Origin of the sequence: Amycolatopsis sp. NPDC004079, assembly GCF_040610415.1 — a bacterium.
Taxonomy (GTDB): Bacteria; Actinomycetota; Actinomycetes; order Mycobacteriales; family Pseudonocardiaceae; genus Amycolatopsis; species Amycolatopsis halotolerans.
Genome location: NZ_JBEXMH010000054.1, coordinates 36178 through 53917 on the forward strand (window position 1 = coordinate 36178; position 17740 = coordinate 53917).

At 68.7% G+C, this 17740-nt stretch carries 18 protein-coding genes; 7 read left to right on the forward strand and 11 right to left on the reverse strand.

Annotated elements, in window-relative coordinates:
- The first annotated feature begins 6 nt into the window (after positions 1–6).
- Both ABZX37_RS37605 and ABZX37_RS37610 read left to right on the forward strand, forming a co-directional pair.
- Entirely contained in the window at positions 7–2085 is a 2079-nt protein-coding gene (locus tag ABZX37_RS37605) for a DUF6519 domain-containing protein (protein WP_354747857.1), read from the forward strand.
- Positions 2072–2992, forward strand: a complete 921-nt coding sequence (locus ABZX37_RS37610; RefSeq protein ID WP_354747859.1) for a glycoside hydrolase domain-containing protein — start codon at positions 2072–2074, stop codon at positions 2990–2992. The genes ABZX37_RS37605 and ABZX37_RS37610 overlap by 14 nt, the downstream gene beginning before the upstream one ends.
- 113 nt (positions 2993–3105) lie before the next feature.
- On the opposite strand, the gene ABZX37_RS37615 is transcribed toward ABZX37_RS37610, so the two are convergent.
- Positions 3106–3957, reverse strand: a complete 852-nt coding sequence (locus tag ABZX37_RS37615; RefSeq protein WP_354747861.1) for an oxidoreductase — start codon at positions 3955–3957, stop codon at positions 3106–3108.
- Positions 3958–4029: 72 nt separating this feature from the next.
- Here ABZX37_RS37615 and ABZX37_RS37620 point away from each other — a divergent pair, with 72 nt between their 5' ends.
- Positions 4030–4632 carry a TetR/AcrR family transcriptional regulator gene (locus ABZX37_RS37620; protein WP_354747863.1) on the forward strand — a complete coding sequence of 201 codons (603 nt, stop codon included), beginning with the start codon at positions 4030–4032 and terminating at the stop codon, positions 4630–4632.
- On the opposite strand, the gene ABZX37_RS37625 is transcribed toward ABZX37_RS37620, so the two are convergent.
- Positions 4629–5600, reverse strand: a complete 972-nt coding sequence (locus ABZX37_RS37625) for a zinc-binding dehydrogenase (RefSeq protein WP_354747865.1) — start codon at positions 5598–5600, stop codon at positions 4629–4631. The two genes, ABZX37_RS37620 and ABZX37_RS37625, sit on opposite strands and share 4 nt — an antisense overlap.
- A 63-nt stretch (positions 5601–5663) precedes the next feature.
- Here ABZX37_RS37625 and ABZX37_RS37630 point away from each other — a divergent pair, with 63 nt between their 5' ends.
- On the forward strand, positions 5664–5972 hold the full coding sequence (locus ABZX37_RS37630; RefSeq protein ID WP_354747867.1) for a metalloregulator ArsR/SmtB family transcription factor: 309 nt from the start codon (positions 5664–5666) through the stop codon (positions 5970–5972).
- A 155-nt stretch (positions 5973–6127) separates the two neighbouring features.
- The gene (locus tag ABZX37_RS37635) at positions 6128–7024 is read left to right on the forward strand and encodes a hypothetical protein (RefSeq protein WP_354747869.1); all 897 of its coding nucleotides are present in this window, start codon (positions 6128–6130) and stop codon (positions 7022–7024) included.
- A gap of 51 nt (positions 7025–7075) precedes the next feature.
- Here the strand turns inward: ABZX37_RS37635 and ABZX37_RS37640 are convergent, their stop codons facing one another.
- From ABZX37_RS37640 to ABZX37_RS37675, 8 genes are all read right to left on the reverse strand, one after another.
- Positions 7076–7921, reverse strand: coding sequence for a hypothetical protein (locus tag ABZX37_RS37640; RefSeq protein WP_354747870.1), 846 nt, complete (start codon positions 7919–7921; stop codon positions 7076–7078).
- A complete protein-coding gene (locus tag ABZX37_RS37645; RefSeq protein ID WP_354747872.1) occupies positions 7921–9123 on the reverse strand; it encodes a sigma-70 family RNA polymerase sigma factor in 1203 nt (400 codons plus the stop codon). Before ABZX37_RS37645 ends, ABZX37_RS37640 begins: the two co-directional genes overlap by 1 nt.
- Positions 9120–9482: a YciI family protein gene (locus ABZX37_RS37650; protein WP_354747874.1), complete on the reverse strand. Its 363-nt coding sequence runs from the start codon at positions 9480–9482 to the stop codon at positions 9120–9122. Before ABZX37_RS37650 ends, ABZX37_RS37645 begins: the two co-directional genes overlap by 4 nt.
- Before the next feature lie 141 nt (positions 9483–9623).
- Positions 9624–10445, reverse strand: coding sequence for a carbohydrate-binding protein (locus ABZX37_RS37655; RefSeq protein ID WP_354747875.1), 822 nt, complete (start codon positions 10443–10445; stop codon positions 9624–9626).
- A 50-nt stretch (positions 10446–10495) separates the two neighbouring features.
- Positions 10496–11431: an AraC family transcriptional regulator gene (locus ABZX37_RS37660; protein ID WP_354747876.1), complete on the reverse strand. Its 936-nt coding sequence runs from the start codon at positions 11429–11431 to the stop codon at positions 10496–10498.
- Positions 11432–11505: 74 nt separating this feature from the next.
- The gene (locus ABZX37_RS37665) at positions 11506–12042 is read right to left on the reverse strand and encodes an XRE family transcriptional regulator (RefSeq protein WP_354747878.1); all 537 of its coding nucleotides are present in this window, start codon (positions 12040–12042) and stop codon (positions 11506–11508) included.
- Between the two features lie 10 nt (positions 12043–12052).
- Complete coding sequence (locus tag ABZX37_RS37670) at positions 12053–13561, reverse strand: sodium:solute symporter family protein (RefSeq protein WP_354747880.1); 1509 nt, start codon at positions 13559–13561, stop codon at positions 12053–12055.
- 2 nt (positions 13562–13563) lie between these two features.
- A complete protein-coding gene (locus tag ABZX37_RS37675) occupies positions 13564–13782 on the reverse strand; it encodes a DUF3311 domain-containing protein (protein WP_354747882.1) in 219 nt (72 codons plus the stop codon).
- A gap of 149 nt (positions 13783–13931) precedes the next feature.
- Here ABZX37_RS37675 and ABZX37_RS37680 point away from each other — a divergent pair, with 149 nt between their 5' ends.
- A complete protein-coding gene (locus ABZX37_RS37680; protein ID WP_354747884.1) occupies positions 13932–15203 on the forward strand; it encodes an amidohydrolase family protein in 1272 nt (423 codons plus the stop codon).
- 87 nt (positions 15204–15290) lie between these two features.
- Complete coding sequence (locus ABZX37_RS37685) at positions 15291–16433, forward strand: TetR/AcrR family transcriptional regulator (protein WP_354747886.1); 1143 nt, start codon at positions 15291–15293, stop codon at positions 16431–16433.
- On the opposite strand, the gene ABZX37_RS37690 is transcribed toward ABZX37_RS37685, so the two are convergent.
- Positions 16430–17641 (reverse strand): oxygenase MpaB family protein, encoded by a 1212-nt coding sequence (locus tag ABZX37_RS37690; RefSeq protein WP_354747888.1) that lies wholly within the window; start codon positions 17639–17641, stop codon positions 16430–16432. The two genes, ABZX37_RS37685 and ABZX37_RS37690, sit on opposite strands and share 4 nt — an antisense overlap.
- Positions 17642–17740: the final 99 nt, after the last annotated feature.

Genomic DNA, 17740 nt, shown 5'->3' on the forward strand with positions numbered 1-17740 from the left:
ACCGCCATGCAAGCCGACTTCTCGCGCCGCACCTTCGACTCGCTGAAGCACTTCTCCGCGGTGCTGGCGCAGCAGGGCCGGGTCCAGCTCGACGCGGACGCGAACGAGCAGGCCGCGATCCTGCTGCACCAGCTGCGGACCACGGTGGCCGACCTGCTCGGCCAGTCCGCCGCGCCCGCCGGGGCGCACGGATTCCGGATCGATCCGCATCAGGACCACGCGAAGATAGCCGACCTGAATATTTCGGCTGGCCGGCTGTACGTCGACGGGCTGCTGGTCGAGAACGACGAGGCCACGAGCTACTGGACCCAGCCCGAGGGCTACCTCGACCAGGAGAAGGACGAACTTCCCGAGACCGGGCCGTTCGTGGTGTACCTGCGGGTCTGGGAACGGTTGATCACCTCGTTGCAGGATCCGGCGATCCGGGAGATCGCGCTTGGCGACCCCGGACCGGACACCGCGGCGCGGGCCAAGGTCGTCTGGCAGGTGGCCTGGTGCGCGGGACAGACCGTCGACGATTTCGAGACCTTCCGGAAATCCCTGAATCCGGAGCCCGGTCTGCTTGCCGCCCAAGCGAAACACCCGGGCGACACCGACGCCTGCCATCTGCCGCCGGAGGCGCGGTTCCGCGGTCAGGAAAACCAGCTGTACCGCGTCGAGGTGCACACCGGCGGCCGCGGGTGGACGGATTCTGTGCCCAACAAGGGTTTCCGCCACACTCTGCACGGGGCGACCTTCAAGTGGTCGCGGGAAAACGCGTCGGTGGTGTTCCCGATCGTCTCGGTGTCCGGTGCGACGGTGACGCTCGGCACGCTGGGCCGGGACAGCAAACTGGACCTGGACGTCGGCGACTGGGTCGAACTGCTCGACGACGCGGCCGCCACCCGCGTCGCGGACGACCTCCCGGCGGAGGACCGGCCCAAGTCCGCGCCCGCACTGCGGAAGGTCATCGCGATCGACCCGGCGGACCGGCTGGTCACCCTCGACGACGAACTCGACGAACGCTGCGGCCCCGGTTCCGACGCGGACCTGCATCCGTTCCTGCGCCGCTGGGACCACCTCGCCCCGGACGACAGCGAGGACGGCGCGGTACCGCTGGTCGAGAACACCTGGATCGACCTGGAGGACGGCGTCCAGGTCCGGTTCGAGGCCCCGCCGAGGTCGTCGGCGGAGGTCGCGGCCGGACAGCCGGGCACGTACCGGCGCGGAGATTACTGGCAGATCCCGGCCCGCACGGTGACCGGCGACGTCGAATGGCCCCGCGACGACGACGGCCCGCGTCCGGTCCCGCCGCACGGGGTCGAGTACCGCTACGCAGTGCTGGGCGTCCTCGACGGGGACGGGAAGGTGACCCATCCGCCGGACACCTTCGAACCGCTCTTCCGGCCGGGATCGAATCCCGTCGCACCCGCGCCTCCCGCGGAGACCCCGAAGAAGGCGACCGTGATCGACGCACCGCCGCCGGCGGCGCATCCGACTGATCCAGTGGTGTTCGCGGCGGAGAAATCAGCCGGTGCGGCCACCGGTGCGAAAGCCGTTTCCCCGGCGCCGAGCCCGACTCACGCGACGGGCACCGCAGGCGCGGGCGGCAACGGTTCGGCCGCATCCGTCGTCCCGGCGCGCGACGTCGCCACCGAACCGGATCTCCCGGACGCCGCTGTCACTTCGCCGAGCACCGCTGTCACTTCACCCACCGCCACAGTCGCTTCGCCGACCACCACCGAGCCGTCCGCACCCCAGACCACACCCGCCACCGAGCCGGAGAAACCAGCCATGACCCAACCGACCAAGCAACCGACCACGCAACTCGGTGACCACTTCACGTCCTGGCTGCGCACCGTCGTCCCCGGCCTGTGGTCGGCGCTCGTCGCGTGGCTCGTCACGCTGGGCCTGCCCGCTTCGGTGACCGAGGCGGTGTCCGGGCTGGGCAACCAGGTGATCGTCCCGGTCGTGCTGGCCATCGTGTACGCGTTGCTGCGGCAGCTCGAACCGCGGATGCCGCCGTGGCTGACGCGAGTCCTGCTCGGCTCCAACCGGCCGCCGAGCTACGCCGAAACCGGGGCGGACCACCATGCGCTGGGCTGACTACTCCGCCGGCGCGCCGGGCCCGGGGTCGCTCAAGGCGGCCGGTTTCGGCGGCGTGATCCGCTACGCCGGGCTGGGCCGCGGCACGAAGCGGCTCACTGGCCGCGAATACCGGAACCTCGTCGGCGGCGGGGTCGCCGTCGCGCTGGTCGTCGAACTGGGCACCGACGACGCCTGGGGCAGCGGCACCGACGACGACTTCGCCCGCGGCGCCGCGTTCGGGCGGGCGGGACTCGCCGACGCGCGCGGCATGGGCATCGCGGACTCGGCGCTGATGGCCTGCGCCGCCGACTCCCACGCGGCGGCCTACCAACTCGACGACGTCGTGCGGTTCGCGAGCGGCTTCGCCAGCGTGGTCGGCCGGAACCGCGCCGGGTTCTACGGGTTTTCCGAGACGCTGCGCGCGGTGCACGACGCCGGGGTCGTGTCGTGGTACTGGCGCTGCGGTTCGCGGCCGACGGCCGCCGAGCGGACCTGGACGCATCTGTGGCAGCGCAACGACGGCACGGTCAGGGTCGACCGGATCCCGTGCGACATCAACGAGCAATACATCCCGCTTCCCGGCGGCGGCACCGGGTCCGCCCCCGGCAACGACGAGGAGACTCTGATGCTGATACCCGCAGCCCCGAACGGCGACCACTTCTACATCCCGCTCGCGGGCCGTCCGCCGTACCTGTACCTGTTCGCCGGATACGGCGACACCATCGAGATCAAGCAGATGGACTTCGTGCGCTCGACCAAGGAAGGCACCCAGGGCGATTTCGTGCCCGGCGCGGAGATCCGGAACTTCACGTTCCTGTCCGACCGGCCGGGCCCGCTGGACCTGCGCAGCGTGGCCGCGGCCGGCGCCATCGGCATCTCGATCTGGTACCAGGCAAAGCATTCCTTCACCGCGTACGTCGGCTGAGGCTTCGGCAGGTGCCCCCAATGTGGCATTGGGTGCATCTGACGCACCGAACGCCACATTGGGTGCATCCCACGCACCCAATGCCACATTGGGGCGGCGGCGCCGGGGCCAGTTCAACCGGGCAGCTGGGCGCCGTCCGGGAAGTCGGTGGACCGGCTCAGCTCGGCCCATTCCTCGATCTCCTTGTCGACCGCGGCGCGGCCGTTGGCGACGAGACGCAGCGCGTCCGAGCCGAGGACCAGGTGCGCGGGCGGGTGCGGGACGTCGAGGATGCGCAGCACGGCCTCGGCGGCTTTCCGCGGGTTGCCGAGCTGTTTGCCGCTGGCCGCGAGACGGTGGTCGCGGACCGGGTTCATCACCTGGTCGTAGTCCGGCACGGAACGGTCGGTGCGGACCATCGACCGGCCCGCCCAGTCGGTGCGGAACGATCCCGGCGCGATCGCGGTGACGTGCACGCCGAACGGCGCGACCTCCTTGCCGACGGTTTCGAGAATGCCTTCCACGGCGTACTTGCTGCCTTGATAGAAGGACGTGCCGGGCACAGTGATCAGCCCGGCCATCGAGGTGACGCCGAGGATGTGCCCGCGCCGCCGCTGCCGCAGGTACGGCAGAACCGCCTTCACCGTCGCGACGACCCCGAAGACGTTCACCTCGAACTGCGCGCGCAGCTCCGCCATCGTCGACTCTTCGAAGACGCCCTCGTGGCCGTACCCGGCGTTGGCGATGGCGACGTCGATCGGGCCCACTTCGGCCTCGATCTCGTCGACGGTCCGGAACACCGCGTCGTCGTCGGTGACATCAAGGATGCGCGCGAGGCATTTCCCCGGCTGGAGCTGCTCGAACGCCTCGGCGTCGGCCTGCTTGCGGACGGTGCCGACGACGGTGTGCCCGGCCTGGAGCGCGGCCTCGGCGAACGCGCGGCCGAGACCGGAGCTCGCGCCGGTGATCAGGAAGATCTTGGTCATGAAGCAAACTCTACACCGCGTTGAGAAAAATCTGCACAGCGTCAAAAATAGTCAGCGTGATAGAACGTGCAGGTGGAAGAGCGAGACACCCGCCCGCGTCGCCGGACAGCTCCGACCAAGGGAGACCTGCGCGAACGCGCGATTCTCGACGCGGCGGAGCAGCAGCTGAACTCGACGGGCGGGGCGTGCATGACCGTCGCGACGATCGCGCAGGAGGCCGGGATCACCCGGGGTGCGCTCTACTTCTACTTCGGGTCCAAGAACGAGGTGCTCGCCGCGCTGGTCGAGCGGACGGTGACGAAGCTGCGCACCGAGGTCGACGCGGTGGACGCGGCCGCCGCGGCTCCCGGCGACGCGGTCCGGCAGGGGCTCGAGCAGACCGCGCGGATGTGGCGCGAGCACGGCACGGTGATGCGCACGGCGGTTGAACTGTCGCCGTCGGTTCCGGCGATTGACCAGGCGTGGCGTTCCGCGGTGGTCGCGCTCGCCGACACCATGGGCGGGGTCGCCGAGCGCGCCGGACTGCCGGCCGGAACCGCGGCGGAGGTCGCCGCCGCGCTGGTCTGGATGACTGAACGCGTCTTCTACCAGGCGGTTGTCGCCGACAGCTCGCTGGACGACGCGGCGGCGACGCTGACTCGGGTGTGGCTGGCGGCGCTCGGCCTCGCGGCCTAGCCCACCGCGATGGCGACCTTGCCGCGCGGACGTCCGCCGGCAGAGCCGCCTTCGACCAGCGCGTGCGCTGACGCGATGTCGGCCAGCGGCAGCACGGCACCGATTACCGGCCGGAGCTTGCCCTGCTCGATCAGCCGAGTGAGGGCTTCGAGCTTCGCGCGGCCGGGGCTGACGAAGAGGAAGTGGTAGGTCGCGTTGACGCCCCACGCGGCGAGCAGGTTCTGCGGCTCGGGAATGTCCACAATAGACACGACGCGACCGCGATCGGCGAGTGCTTCCGGGCTGCGAGCGAGGGTGTCTCCGCCCACGGTGTCCAGCACGACGTCCACCCCGCCTAGAGCGCGGACCTGTGGCACGTAGTCGCCAGCCGAGAAGTCGATCGCGGCATCAGCGCCCAGTCCGGCGACGAACTCGTGGTCCCGCTCCCGCGCGGTGGTCACCACCTCGGCGCCCAGCGCGCTGGCGAGCTGGACGGCGACCGAGCCGACCCCGCCCGCTCCGCCGTGCACCAGAACCCGTTCCCCGGCCCGCACCGCGGCGCGTTCGACCAGCGCCTCCCACGCCGTGATGCCCACGAGCGCGAGACCGGCGGCTTCGACGTGCGACAACCCTTCGGGCTTGCGGGCGACCAAGGCCTGGTCGACCACGTGGTACTCGGCGTAGGTGCCCTGCCCGGCGAATACCGGCGCCAGGTACCAAACCTCGTCGCCCGGCTCGAAGTCGCTTGCTCCAGGACCGGTCTCGACGACCACGCCGGACACGTCGTTGCCGATCACCGCGGGCAGTGCGACCTGGTCGCGGTAGTCGCCGCGCCGGGTCTGCAGGTCGAGCGGGTTCACGGACGTGGCCGCCACGCGCACCAGCACCTGGCCGGGCCCGGGAACGGGTCTTGGCAGCTCACGGGCGGCGAACGCGGCGTCCGCGGCACCGAAGCGGACGAGTTCCACCACCTGCGTCGAAGTCGGCATGCGGCGAACATAGATCTACATATCGCGAATTGTCAATATGAGGGTGCGGGTTAGGATCGTCCGGTGTTCTCGGAGGCGGAGTTGCTGGCGGTGTTCCGCGCCCTGTCCAACCCGACCCGCCGCCAGCTGCTGGTCTGGCTGAAAGATCCGATGAGCTTCCCCGGCCAGGAGCCCGAGGACGTCGAGGTCGGCGTCTGCGTGACCGACATCCAGCAGCGCGCGGGCCTCGGCCAGTCGACCACCTCGCAGTACCTCGCGATGCTGCGGCAGGCGGGCCTGGTCGTCGCCACGCGGCGGGGCAAGTGGACCTACTACCGCCGCGACGAGGAGAACATCGCCCTCCTCCTGGAGACCCTGCGCGACGTGTTCTAGGCCGGGGTTGCGAGGCCCGCCGAGGTCCTGCCCGCGCGGACCGGGCGGGGGCGACATTGGGGCAACGATGGCTCTCCGCGGAACTTCCGGGCAACGTCATTCGGTGCTTCACGTCTTTGGGGTTAGAGATTCGCCAAAGACACGGGGAGCGCACAATGGGATTCACCGCGATGAAGTCGATGAAGCTGGTCATGGTCGGCGGGGCTGTCGCCGCGACCGCGTTGCTTTCCGCGTGCAGCGGAAACAGCGTCGACGGAAATGGTTCCGCGGCGAAGAGCATTTCCGACGCGGCGGCGGTCAAGCAGGGCCCGCAGGGCGGTTCGGCCGGTGCGGCGGGCACCGCGGCCACGGCGAACGGCGACGTCAACTGCAGCAAGCTCGGCGGACAGGTCGGCCCGGCCGGCGGCAAGCAAATGGACCTGATCGCGGTGGAAAGCACCAACGGAAGCATTCCCGGCTGCACCGAAGCATTCAATGTGATGACGAAGTACTACGAATTGGCTCCGTCGCAGGGCGAAGGCCCCGGCCACCGCGTTCTCGGAATCGAAGGACACTGGGACTGCGCATTGGGCGCGGAAGAGGAATTCACCCAGGGCGTCGTGAACTGCGGCAAGGACGGCGGCTCCGAGTTCATGATCAAGACCGCGCCGACCGCGGGCAAGGGCTCCGGCCAGCAGCCCGCCGCCCCGACGCGCCGCTTCCCGAACACGACGCAGACCGTGCAGTTCACCGGGTTCGACCGTTCGGTCAACATGGCCCAGTTCCAGCTGATCACCTGGAAGAAGGGCGGCGCGGACAACGGCCACTACGTGCCCGTCCCCGGCGACGGCAAGACCTACCGGCTGCCGGTGAGCAAGACCGCGCAGGTGTTCGGCGCGGCCGAACTGTGCCCCGGCGGCGACGTGGCCATCGACCAGCAGGGCCGCGGCACGAACCCGTGCACCGAGCAGGCGCTGATGGAGGCCCTGACCGGCCCGACCCCGCCGCTCGCCGAGATCCACGTCGACAAGAACGACAACATCGACGTCGCCAAGGAGCTTTACCGCCCCTGAGCGGATGACTGACGCGAACCGGCGGCCGGTACTCCTGGCCGCCGGTTCGCGCTATGCGTCGAGTTTCTGTTGTCCGGCGTCGAAACTGCGCAACGCGGCACCCACGGCTGCGGCGACGGTGATCTCGTAGACCTCGTCTTCGCGGTATTTCGTGGCCAGCTCAGCGAAATCTCCATCGGTGAGCCGGTAGGACGCGTCACGAACCTTCGCCGCGAACGGCTGCAACGGCGCGGGCAGGCCGTCCCCGGTCACCGCCGCGCCGCGAAGCGCTTGATCGGTGACCGCAGGCGCGGCGAACACGGAATACCGCATGTTCTCCACCGGATCCTCGTGCGTGCCCGCCGGGCCGTCGGCGAGCAGGAAGCCCGGGAACCGGTACCCGAACCGGTGCAGGGCACGGGTTCCGCTCTCCAGCTGACCTTCGCGAAGCACGAAACCGAACGCGTTCGCGAGCCGGTTCACAATGTTCCACACCAGGTTCACCCGCAGCGCCTCGCGAATCGCCGCCGGAGGAAGATCCGGCAGCACGATCTCGTCCGGCTTCAGCGTGACGGTCTCCAGAAACGCCCGAACAGTCCGCACCTCCGGCCGCGCCGCGTCGGGTCGCAAGGGATCGATCTCGCCGTGTCCGGCGATCCGCGTCAGCTCCGCGTGCGAGTCGACGCAGAACGGGCACTCGTGCAGCAACGCCGTTGACATGGCGAGAAATTCACGTTCCCCGGCCGTCCAGTACGACGGGCCGCGCATCGCCGGAGCGGTGAGATCCAGCAACGGCCGGGTGAGAAAACCGGGACGGTACAGCAGCATCTTCACGATGTCCGGCGGCTGTTTCGACGTGATCGACAGGAACAGCCTGGCCCGCAGGCGATGTCCGTTGTCGAGAATGGACAGTCTCATCAGGACTCCAAGGTGGCTAAGCGGCCTGCGAGGAATCGCCGGTCGGCTGGGTTGACGGCGAGTTCGTGCGCGCGCCGGTACGCGGCCGTCGCGTCGGCGGTCCGCCCGAGACGGCGGAGCAGATCGGCCCGCGCGGCGTGCAGCAGGTGATACCGGTCAAGGCCTTCGATGCCGTCGATGAGCGCCAGCCCTTCCGACGGGCTCGTGGCCATGGCGACCGCGACGGCGTGGTTCAACGCGATCACCGGCGAGGGATTCGTGTCGTACAAACGGAGGTACAGCCCGGAAATCGCAGCCCAGTCGGTGTCCGTCGCGGAACGAGCCTGCGCGTGCTGGACGGCAATAGCGGCCTGCAGCTGATACGGCCCCACCATCTCGAAACGCAGCGCACGGTCCAGCAGCCCGACCGCTTCGGCGATTTCACCGTGGTCCCAACGACTTCGATCCTGGTCTTCGAGCAACACGACATCGCCGTCCGGCGTATGCCGGGCGGCGGCGCGCGAATCGTGCACCAGCAACAGCGAAACCAGCCCGAGCGCTTCGGGTTCGTCCGGCATGAGTGTCGCGACCAGCTTCGCCAGCCGGATCGCTTCCTGTTGCAGCTCACGATCTCCGAAAGCGGTGTAGCCTTGAGTGAAGATCAAGTACACCACCGCCAGAACCCCGGACAGTCGTTCGGACAGCAGATGATCGGGCGGGACCGCGAGGCTGATCCCGGCGTCGCGGATCTTCCGTTTGGCCCGCACCAGCCGCTGCGCCAGCGTCGCCTCGCTGACCAGGAACGTCCGCGCGATCTGCCCCGCGGTCAGCCCGGCCACGGCCTGCAGCGTCAACGCGACGCGGGCTTCCTCGGCGAGCGCGGGATGGCAGCAGGTGAAGACGAGGCTGAGCCGTTCGTCGCCGATCTCGAGCAGGCGGCTCTCGGTCGGCTCCGCGCTCGTGGCTGGTTCCTCGAGTTGAGCGAGCTTCTCCTGGCCGCGGCGGGCGCGCCGGAGCCGGTCGATCGCGCTGTTGCGGGCGGCGGTCAGCAGCCACGCCACGGGGTCGTCCGGCGGCTCGTCGCCCCAGTTGCGCAGAGCGAGCGCGCACGCGTCCTGCAGCGCGTCCTCGGCGAGTTCGAAGTCGCCGAGGACGCGGACCAGCGCCGCGAGCATCCGGGCCCGGTGCTCGCGGTAGGTCTCCCGCAGCAACGCCGAGGTCATGCCTGGTGAGACAGCCCAGGCACCCCGGCGACCGGCCGCACCTCGACGGTGCCGACCTCGGCCATCGGGCACAGCGCGGCGAGTTCGAGGGCCTCGTCGAGATCGCGGCAGTCGAGGACGTAAACGCCGCCGAGATGCTCGTGGGTCTCCAGGAACGGCCCGTCGGTGATGAGCGTCTTGCCCTCGCGGACGCTGACTGTGGTCGCGGTGTGCTCGCCCTGCAGCGGATGCCCGGAGACGAACACCCCGCGCCGCCGGCATTCGTCGGCGAACGCGTTCACCCTGGCCAGTGCGTCCGGGAAGGCCGGATCGCCGGGTTCGGGACGGTCGCAGTTGTAGATCACCAGCAGGTACAGCATGTGTGTCCTCCGAGGGCCGGTCCGGCGTCGTCGCAATGGAAGACGAATGCGTCGACCGTAACTCGACAGCGCGGGGGAGGCTTCCCGGAAAAACGGAGAACGGCGGGCCCGGGGGAGCCCGCCGTTCTCTTCAGGAGGGGGTCAGCCCTTCTGCCACAACGCTGGCGCGTTGGGCGGTTCCCAGCCCTGCTGGGCGGTGTGGCCCTGCAGGCACACGTAGGTGACCCCGTTGTAGGTGACGCGCGTACCGGCGGGGTACGCCTTGCCGGTGGCCCAGGACGTCCCTCCCGGCTGCCCGGTCGGCGGTCCCGTGGTCGGTCCGCCGGTCGGCGTCTGCGCGACGTTCAGCACGAAGTCGAACGCCGCCTCCTTGGCGTTGTTCGGGGCGTCGCGGACCGTCATGAGCAGCCGCGCGTCGAAAATCGTGTCGGTGTTGTTCCGCGGCTCGCCCGGGAAGTACAGCTGCGTCGTCAGGATCGGCTCGTTGGGGGCCTGCACCTTGACGTGGATGTGCCGCGTCCGGCCGGGGTAGAGGCCGGGCACGATCGTGGTCAGCTTGAACTCGCCGAGGTCGTTCGTGTACTGGTGGCCGCGGAAGTTGTAGCCGACGTTGTCGTACGCGCCGTTGTCGTCCGCCTGCCAGAAGTCCAGCAGCGCGCGGCTGATCGGCTGGCAGGCCGTGCCGAAGACGTACCCGCTCACAGTCAGCCGCGTGCCCGGGGTGCTCCCGTCGACGAGCACGCCGCGCTCGGGCGAGCCCGGCGTGAAGTACGGGCCCTCGGTCTGGTCGATCGTCGGTTCGTCGCCGTCGTGGCAATACGGGGTGGGCTCGACCTTCTGGCCGCCCGCGAAATTCGTGCGGGCGAGCGCGGGTCCGCCGACGAGGGCGACCGGAGCCGCGACTCCGGCGGCCAGTGCGGCCTTCAGCACTGTCTTGCGGCTGAACTTTCTTTCTTCGTCCATGCCTGCTCCTCGGTGGGGGCTCGGGATTCCCTTCGACGGTAGGGAGAAGATCAGCCCGCAGCGATGGACGGAGTCATGCAGTCGTGGTGAATCTTCGGGGCGGCGTCGCCGGTGCGGCGGAATCCGCCGGGGCTCAACCCGGTTTCGCGCCGAAAGAACCGACAAAAGTAGGCTGGATCGGCGAATCCGACGCGGCTCGCCACCTGCCGCACGGACAGATTCGTCCGCAGCAGGAACCGTTTCGCCTCCTGCGTTCGCGCCTCGCGCACCAATTCCGCCGCCGTACGCCCGGTTGCCGCCTTGACGGCCTCGGTGAGGTAGCCGGGAGTGACGCCGAGCCGTTCGGCGTGCGCGCGCACCGACCACAGGCCCAGCTCGGATTTTTCCGCCTGCTGCGCGAATTCCGCCGCCACCGCGCGGGCGCGGGCGGGTGCGGGCGCGGCCGGAATGCCGGGAAGTCTTCCGGCGCGCACGATCAGCACGTGCAGCAGCGCGCGCAGCACGGATTCGCCGTCCTCGCCGCCGCGCCGGAATTCCTCCTCGAGTTCCGCGATCAGCCGCGCGGTCCGGTCGTGCTCGGGCCCGTCCAGTTGCAGCCACGGCCGTTCCCGCAGCCTGCGCAGGGTTTCCCGGTCCGCCGGATGGTCGAAGAGGAAGTCGTCGGTGAACAGCACGACCGATCCGGTGAGCCCGCTCGCCTCCCAATGGTGCACCTGGCCCGGCGTGACGACGCCGAGGTGCGGCGGGCTCAGTTCCCACCGCGTCAGGTCGACCACGTGCGCGCCGGTCCCTCCGGTGACGAGCACGATTTCGTAGAATGTGTGCCGGTGCGGGAATTCGGCGCGCGACAACGGTCCCACCGCGTCGAAAGAGCCGACCGCGAACGGCACCGCGTCGGGCGCGGGCACCTCGAGCCGGTGCAGTGGAAGTTCACCGGTTTTGACCGGTCTGCAGCACATTCCCGGGGGCACCGTCGTCCCTCGCATCAGTCCGTCCTTTTCGCCGGTTTCGGAACGAAAAGTCTAGACCAATTCCCGGGCGAATGCCTCCGACGGAAGTATCAGTAACTCGGTGGAGTGACGCTCACGAGGAATCGGGCGGTGGTCCGGCCGTCGTTGCGGAAGCGGTGCGGGATGGCCGAATCGAAGTGGCAGCTGTCGCCGGTCTTGAGCACGTGCGTCTGCTCGCCGACCTGGACGGTCAGCCGTCCGGCGATCACCACCACGCATTCCTCGGACGGATGCGAACGCAGTTCGTCGGACGAGGCGCCGCCGGGCTCGAGCACGCCTTCGAGCACTTCGAGCTTCGCGCCGCCCGGCGACGCGCGGGTGTAGGTGATCGCGTGGTGCGGCGAGGAGATCCGGTACCGGTCGTCGTGCCGGATCACCGCGACGGTCTCCTCGTCCGGCTCCTGGAACAGGCTGAACAGCGGGATGTCGAGCACCTCGGCGATCCGCCGCATGGTCTCCAGGCTCGGGTCGGTCACGCCCCGCTCGACCTGGCTGATCAACCCGGTCGACACTCCCGCCTGGTCGGCAAGCTGGCGCACGGTCAGTCCGCGCAGGGTGCGGAACTCGCGGATCCTCGTCACGGTCACCCGATCATTATCATCGAACGGCGCTCCGGCGCAGGTCACCGGCCTCGGCGGGTCCCGCTGGGCGGTCCCCCGCGCCGACCTCGATCGCGGTCTTCGACGGCGGCCGGGTCACCAGGCTGACCGCCACCGTCACGATCAGGTTGACGACGAGCGCGGGCAATCCGACGACGGTTCCGGGCGGCATCGTGGGCGCGACGAGCGAACCCAGCGCGGGCACGCCGACGATCAGCCCGCCGCACAACGCGCCTGCCGCGAGCCCTGGCGCGGTGACCCGTCGCCACAGCATCGAGAGGAACAGCGCGGGGGCGAGTTGCCCGACGGCGCTGTACACGTTTGTCATGATGCTCAACAGTTTTTCGTTGCTGTGTGCGACAAGAAGTACGGAAAGCGCAGTGAAAACGAGAACGCCCACGCGCATCGCAGTCAGCGACGAAGCCCATTTCTTCGAGCGCGCCCCGAGCACATTGCGGGTGAACAGACTGCTGGCCGCGAGCACCAGCACCGCGGTCGGCACGAGCGCGACGAGAATGCCCGCGCCGCCGAGCAGCCCGATGACCCATTCCGGATACTTCTCGCGCACGAAAATCAGCAGCGACGCGTTGGCCTGCTTGTCGGTCAGCTTCGGCAGCGCGAGCACCGCGGCGAGCGCGATCATCACGATCAGGACGTAGAACAGCGAGTACAGCGGCTGGACCACCTGATTGCGGCGGATCGTCGCGACGTCCTTCGCGCTGTAGGACACCTGGAACATGTGCGGCAGCGCGAACGAGCCGAGCGGCGTGAGCAGCAGGAAGCTCATCCACCACCAGGTGGTCGTCGCGGTCGACCCGTGCAGCCCGGGCAGCGTCGCGCCGCTCGGATGCGCTTGTTTCATCGCGTCGAACACGCCCATGGGACCGCTCACCCCGGCCGCGTTCGCCGCGCCGATCGCGACCACGAGCAGGATCGCGATCAGCAGCACGTCCTTGACGATGGCGGTGAACGCGGCGCCGCGCATCCCGCCGACCAGCACGAACCCCGCGACCAGCACGCCGCCGGCGATGACGTAGACCAGCGACGGGACCTCGCTGCCGAACAGGCTCGCCAGGATCAGGCTCAGCCCGGTCAGCTGGACCTGGGCGTACAGCAGCAACGCGACGATGCCGAACGCGGCGACCAGGCCGCCGAACCAGCGGGCTTCGAAGCGGGCGGTGAAGTAGTCGGCCATGGTGACCAGGCCGTGCCGCTTGCCCGCGCGCCAGATCTTGGGCACCACCCAATAGCCGACCGCCGCGGTCAGCACGACTGTGCCGAGCACGTAGAACCCGGGCGCGCCGTTGCTGAACACGCCTTGCGAGGCGCCGAGCAGCGCGAAGGTGGTGAACGTTTCGCCGACCAGCAGGAACCAGAACAGCCAGGTGCCGAACCGGCGTCCGCCGACGGACCATTCCTGCAGATTCATCGCCCGCCCGCGCGCGGCGGCGACGGTGCCCCAGACGATCGAGCCGACCGCGATCAGGAGAGCGAGCGCCAGTGCCATCGCTACACCCGGTCCAATTCGCCGCGGCGGCGGTCGATCGCGTAGACGAGACCGATCGCACCGGAACCGATCAGCACGCCCGCGGTCATCCACACCAGCAGGAACGGGATCGAGCCGAAGACGTAGTCGATCCGGTTGACCAGGGGAATCGCCGCGACGCACCACGCGAACGGGACGACGAGCAGAAGCCAGTGCCAGCGGCGTTTTCTCGGTCGGGCCATTGATCGCTCCTCAGCTACCCACGTCGCTGTGTTCAGCCTGGATGAATGGGCATCAGTGTGAGCGATGAACTGTGCCGCGTCAATGACGACGATCGGGTGGACGCAAGAGAGACTTGCGCAGTGGAAGTGCTGACTGTTCACTGTGGCTAATGGCAGCTCAACGCATCTCCGCGGAGGCAGGCATGATTTTCACCGCCGCACGACTGCTGACCGACGCGTCCGCCCCGCTGATCCACGACGCCGCCGTGGCCGTCTCGGACGGCGTGCTCACCTATGCCGGACCAAGGAATTCCGCCCCCTCCGGCGACGTCACCGATCTCGGCGACGTCACCCTGCTGCCCGGCTTGATCGACTGTCACGTCCACCTCTGCCAGGACCCAGGTTCTGGCGAGGTCACCCTGGAAATGTCCGCCGACGACGATGCACTGAGCCGCCGGATGATCGCCAACGCACAACGATTGCTGGACGCAGGAGTCACCACCGCCCGCGATCTGGGCGCACCCGGCACCCTGGGCACCCGCGTACGAGATTTCCTCGCCACCACACCGGAAGCCACCCCGCGAATGCTCGCCGCGAACGCGCCGATCACCGTCACCGGCGGCCACGCCGCGTCGATGGGCGGCGTCGCGGACGGCGTCGACCAGGTCCGCGCTTTGGTCAAACAACACTTCGACGACGGCGTAGACCTGATCAAAGTCATGACCACCGGCGGCTTCATGACCCCTGGCAGCCATCCGTCGGAAGCGCGCTACACCGTGGACGAGCTAACCGCCTTGGTGGCTGAGGCGCACTCTCACGGGTTGCCGGTCACGACGCACGCTCTCGGCGTCGAAGGCATCGAACGAGCCGTACTCGCCGGTGTCGACTGCATCGAGCACTGCGGCTGGGTCACCCGTACTGGCACCGAATTCGATCCCCGGATCGCCGAGATGATCGTCGCGCGCGGCGTCGCCGTCAGCCCGACCATGAACACCGCTTGCACCGCAGCGGATTACATGTGCCCGTGGGACGAACGCGACGCTGTCGTCGGCAACCTCCGCGCGCTGATTTCCTTGGGTGCCACCATTGTCGCCGGAACCGACGCCGGAATCCCGTTAGTCCACTTTGAACGCTACGCCGACTGCCTGGACACCTTCGCCGAAGCCGGAATGACTCCCCGGCAAGCAATCGCCAGCGCCACTTCAGTGGCCGCCCGCGTCTGCGGTTTGGCGGACGTAACCGGTCGCCTTGCACCCGGCCTCCGCGCAGACATCATCGCGGTGGACGGCGACCCAACCGAGTCTTTAGCGACCTTGCACCACCCCCGTTTCGTCATGGCCGACGGTCTCCGCCACGAAATCCGCAGCACCGACCCGGGAACCGGAGACTCCGCGGCCCGGGACCGAATCCGCCGGAACCTCGAACAGGGAGCCGGACGATGACCCCGCGCCCCGCGTGAAGACCCGCCCGTCTCGTGATTGACTGGCTGGCATGGCCGTACTTCCGCATCCGGGCGCTCGGGGTCTCCAGTGACCTCCGAACCGGCTGCGGCCACTCGTCCGCGCAATCGCAAGCAGCTCATCGTCGAAGCGGCGGGCCGGGCCTTCAGCGAACGCGGCTACCACGCGGCGTCCATGGAAGAGATCGCCGCCGCCGTCGGAATCACCGCGGCGGCGCTGTACCGGCACTTCCCGAACAAGTACGCCCTGTTCACCGAATGCGCCAACGTCATGGCAGACCGACTGGTCGCCGCCCTGGGCACAGTCCCGGCCGACGCCCCCGCGGACGAAGTCCTCCGTCCGTTGGCCCACGTAACGGTCGCGCACCGCGAGTCCGGCGGCCTGTACCGCTGGGAGGCCCGCTATCTCGACCGAGCGGACCGTCGCGTCCTGAGCGCCAAATTCGCCCAGGTCGTCGCGCGCGTGACGGACGTGGTGCAACCGTCGCCGGACGCGGACCTCCGTGCCGTAGCGGCACTCGGCGCGATCGGTTCGATCACCATGCACCACACGTCGATCGCCCACCACCGCGCCGAGAACCTGCTGACCGAATCCGCCCTGCGCCTGGCCACCGCAACGACCACCGCGCCCGCGCCTTCGGTCGCGCTGCCCACTCAGCCCGTCCCGCGAACCCGGCGCGCGCAGATCCTCGCCGCCGCCGTCCCGCTGTTCGAGCGCGACGGATTCGCCACCGTCACCAACGCCCGAATCGCCGAGGCCGTAGGGCTGGTTCCTTCCGCCCTCTACCGCCATTTCCCCAACAAAGCCGAAATCCTGGCAGCCGCCTGCCTGCAAGCCGCCGGGCTCCTGTCGCAAGCCGTAGAACAAAACCTCCACGGCACCACCGGCGCGGAAGCCCTGCCCGTACTAGCCGCGACCTACGTGGCCTACAGCTTCGAACACACCGCCCTGACCAACGTCGCCGCCGCCGAGTTAGGCGGCCTGCCCGCCGCGTTGCAACGCCCGCTGAACCTCGCCCAACGCGAGCACATCGCTGTGTGGGAACAACAACTTCGCCTGGCCCGCCCGGATCTGGACGCACACCAAGCCCGCGTGCTGGTGCACGCGGGCTTCGGCGCGGTAGTCGAAACCGGCCGGCGGCTGCGGTGGGAGGACACCCCCGACCACCGCGCCGCCGTCACCGGTTTTCTGCTGAGTGCGCTGGGACTCTAAGCACCCGGCCGATTCGCCGTGGGAAGCGTGATCGGCGTCTGTGTCGGCGACGTCCCGTTGTTGAGGTACAGCATCGAAATGCCGCGCACGAACTGATCGAAGAGGGAGAAACTGCCCGGCATGATCTTGGACGCCCCCTCCCTGAACGCGACATACGCCGGCCACTCGATCCGGATCAGTGCCGCCTGCGCGTAATCCCGGGGGAGCCCGAGCCAATCGCCCATCTGGTCGTTGAGGAGATACCGCACCAGTTCATTGACGAACCCGGAATCAAGCCCGAGCGTCGGCTTCTCGATATACCCGAGCAACGTCTTCGCCAGGCTGACCCCTTCGTCCGTCGGCCCGAGCACCGGCCACAACATCTGCTGTGCCTGCGCTTCCGCGTCCGCCCAAGTCTGCGGGATGAACTGCTCCTGGACGCCAAGCAGGTGCAGCGCGACCTGCCAAGCGTGCAAATCCGCGTCCTGCTCCGCCGTCGACAACGCGATGTTCCACTTGAGCATGTTGCTGCGCGCGAACGTCGCTACTGAATGGAACGTCCGCAAAATGTCGCCATTGCTGATCGGCTTAGGCTGATCAGCTCCGTCCTGGTATTTCGCGGACGTGGGCAGCAAATTCCGCACGACAGCGTGCACCAGCCGCGTCTTGTTAGCTGTAACGACGAAATGCCCGTCCGGTGCCCAAGCTTTGGAATTATGCAGGTCGTACCCGAAGGTGAACGTCTTGGCCGCCCGCTGTTTCATGTCCGCGCCGCCAGCCGACCAGTAAACCGCCCGCGCCTCCCGCGGAATGACGGTGCTCATGATCCCGCTGCCAAGAGTCTCCGAGACGAACAGATAACTGCTCAGCCGGGTATAAAGCTTCTCCGACGCAGCAAGCTTGGCCGGATCCGCCCACGACGGAAGCTTGTTGACCTGCCGCAGATACGCGACCACATAGTCCGGCATGCCAGCAGGCAACGGCGCGTTGTTGTCGATCCAGCTCTGCCAAGCCGTATTGACCGCGGGAATCCTGCCCTCGGCCAGCAATGCCCTGGCCACCGCGTCCGCCGTGTCGTCCCAGACCTGGAACGGATCGGCCCCCGTCCCGCTCCCGGCGATCGACCCCTTGCCCGACCACGCCCACGCAGTGCCGGTGGTGCCCGCCATGCCCGCGATGCCCAACGCCGCGCCGAGGGTCAGCACCTTCCTTCTGCTGAGATTCTCCATGTACTTGTCTGCCTCTCTGGTAGGCGTCGTTGCCATCCCATCACCGGCCAGGGGCTGCTCGCCGCCCCGTGTCGACAGTCTCGGAAGAAGTGATTTCTC

Bases quoted from the DNA above. Each gene is read 5' to 3' on its own strand.
- ABZX37_RS37605 (WP_354747857.1), top strand. From the start codon at position 7: ATGCAAGCCGACTTCTCGCGCCGCACCTTCGACTCGCTGAAGCACTTC.
- ABZX37_RS37610 (WP_354747859.1), top strand. From the start codon at position 2,072: ATGCGCTGGGCTGACTACTCCGCCGGCGCGCCGGGCCCGGGGTCGCTC.
- ABZX37_RS37615 (WP_354747861.1), bottom strand. From the start codon at position 3,957: ATGACCAAGATCTTCCTGATCACCGGCGCGAGCTCCGGTCTCGGCCGC.
- ABZX37_RS37625 (WP_354747865.1), bottom strand. From the start codon at position 5,600: ATGCCGACTTCGACGCAGGTGGTGGAACTCGTCCGCTTCGGTGCCGCG.
- ABZX37_RS37635 (WP_354747869.1), top strand. From the start codon at position 6,128: ATGGGATTCACCGCGATGAAGTCGATGAAGCTGGTCATGGTCGGCGGG.
- ABZX37_RS37640 (WP_354747870.1), bottom strand. From the start codon at position 7,921: ATGAGACTGTCCATTCTCGACAACGGACATCGCCTGCGGGCCAGGCTG.
- ABZX37_RS37645 (WP_354747872.1), bottom strand. From the start codon at position 9,123: ATGACCTCGGCGTTGCTGCGGGAGACCTACCGCGAGCACCGGGCCCGG.
- ABZX37_RS37650 (WP_354747874.1), bottom strand. From the start codon at position 9,482: ATGCTGTACCTGCTGGTGATCTACAACTGCGACCGTCCCGAACCCGGC.
- ABZX37_RS37655 (WP_354747875.1), bottom strand. From the start codon at position 10,445: ATGGACGAAGAAAGAAAGTTCAGCCGCAAGACAGTGCTGAAGGCCGCA.
- ABZX37_RS37660 (WP_354747876.1), bottom strand. From the start codon at position 11,431: ATGCGAGGGACGACGGTGCCCCCGGGAATGTGCTGCAGACCGGTCAAA.
- ABZX37_RS37670 (WP_354747880.1), bottom strand. From the start codon at position 13,561: ATGGCACTGGCGCTCGCTCTCCTGATCGCGGTCGGCTCGATCGTCTGG.
- ABZX37_RS37675 (WP_354747882.1), bottom strand. From the start codon at position 13,782: ATGGCCCGACCGAGAAAACGCCGCTGGCACTGGCTTCTGCTCGTCGTC.
- ABZX37_RS37680 (WP_354747884.1), top strand. From the start codon at position 13,932: ATGGCAGCTCAACGCATCTCCGCGGAGGCAGGCATGATTTTCACCGCC.
- ABZX37_RS37690 (WP_354747888.1), bottom strand. From the start codon at position 17,641: ATGGAGAATCTCAGCAGAAGGAAGGTGCTGACCCTCGGCGCGGCGTTG.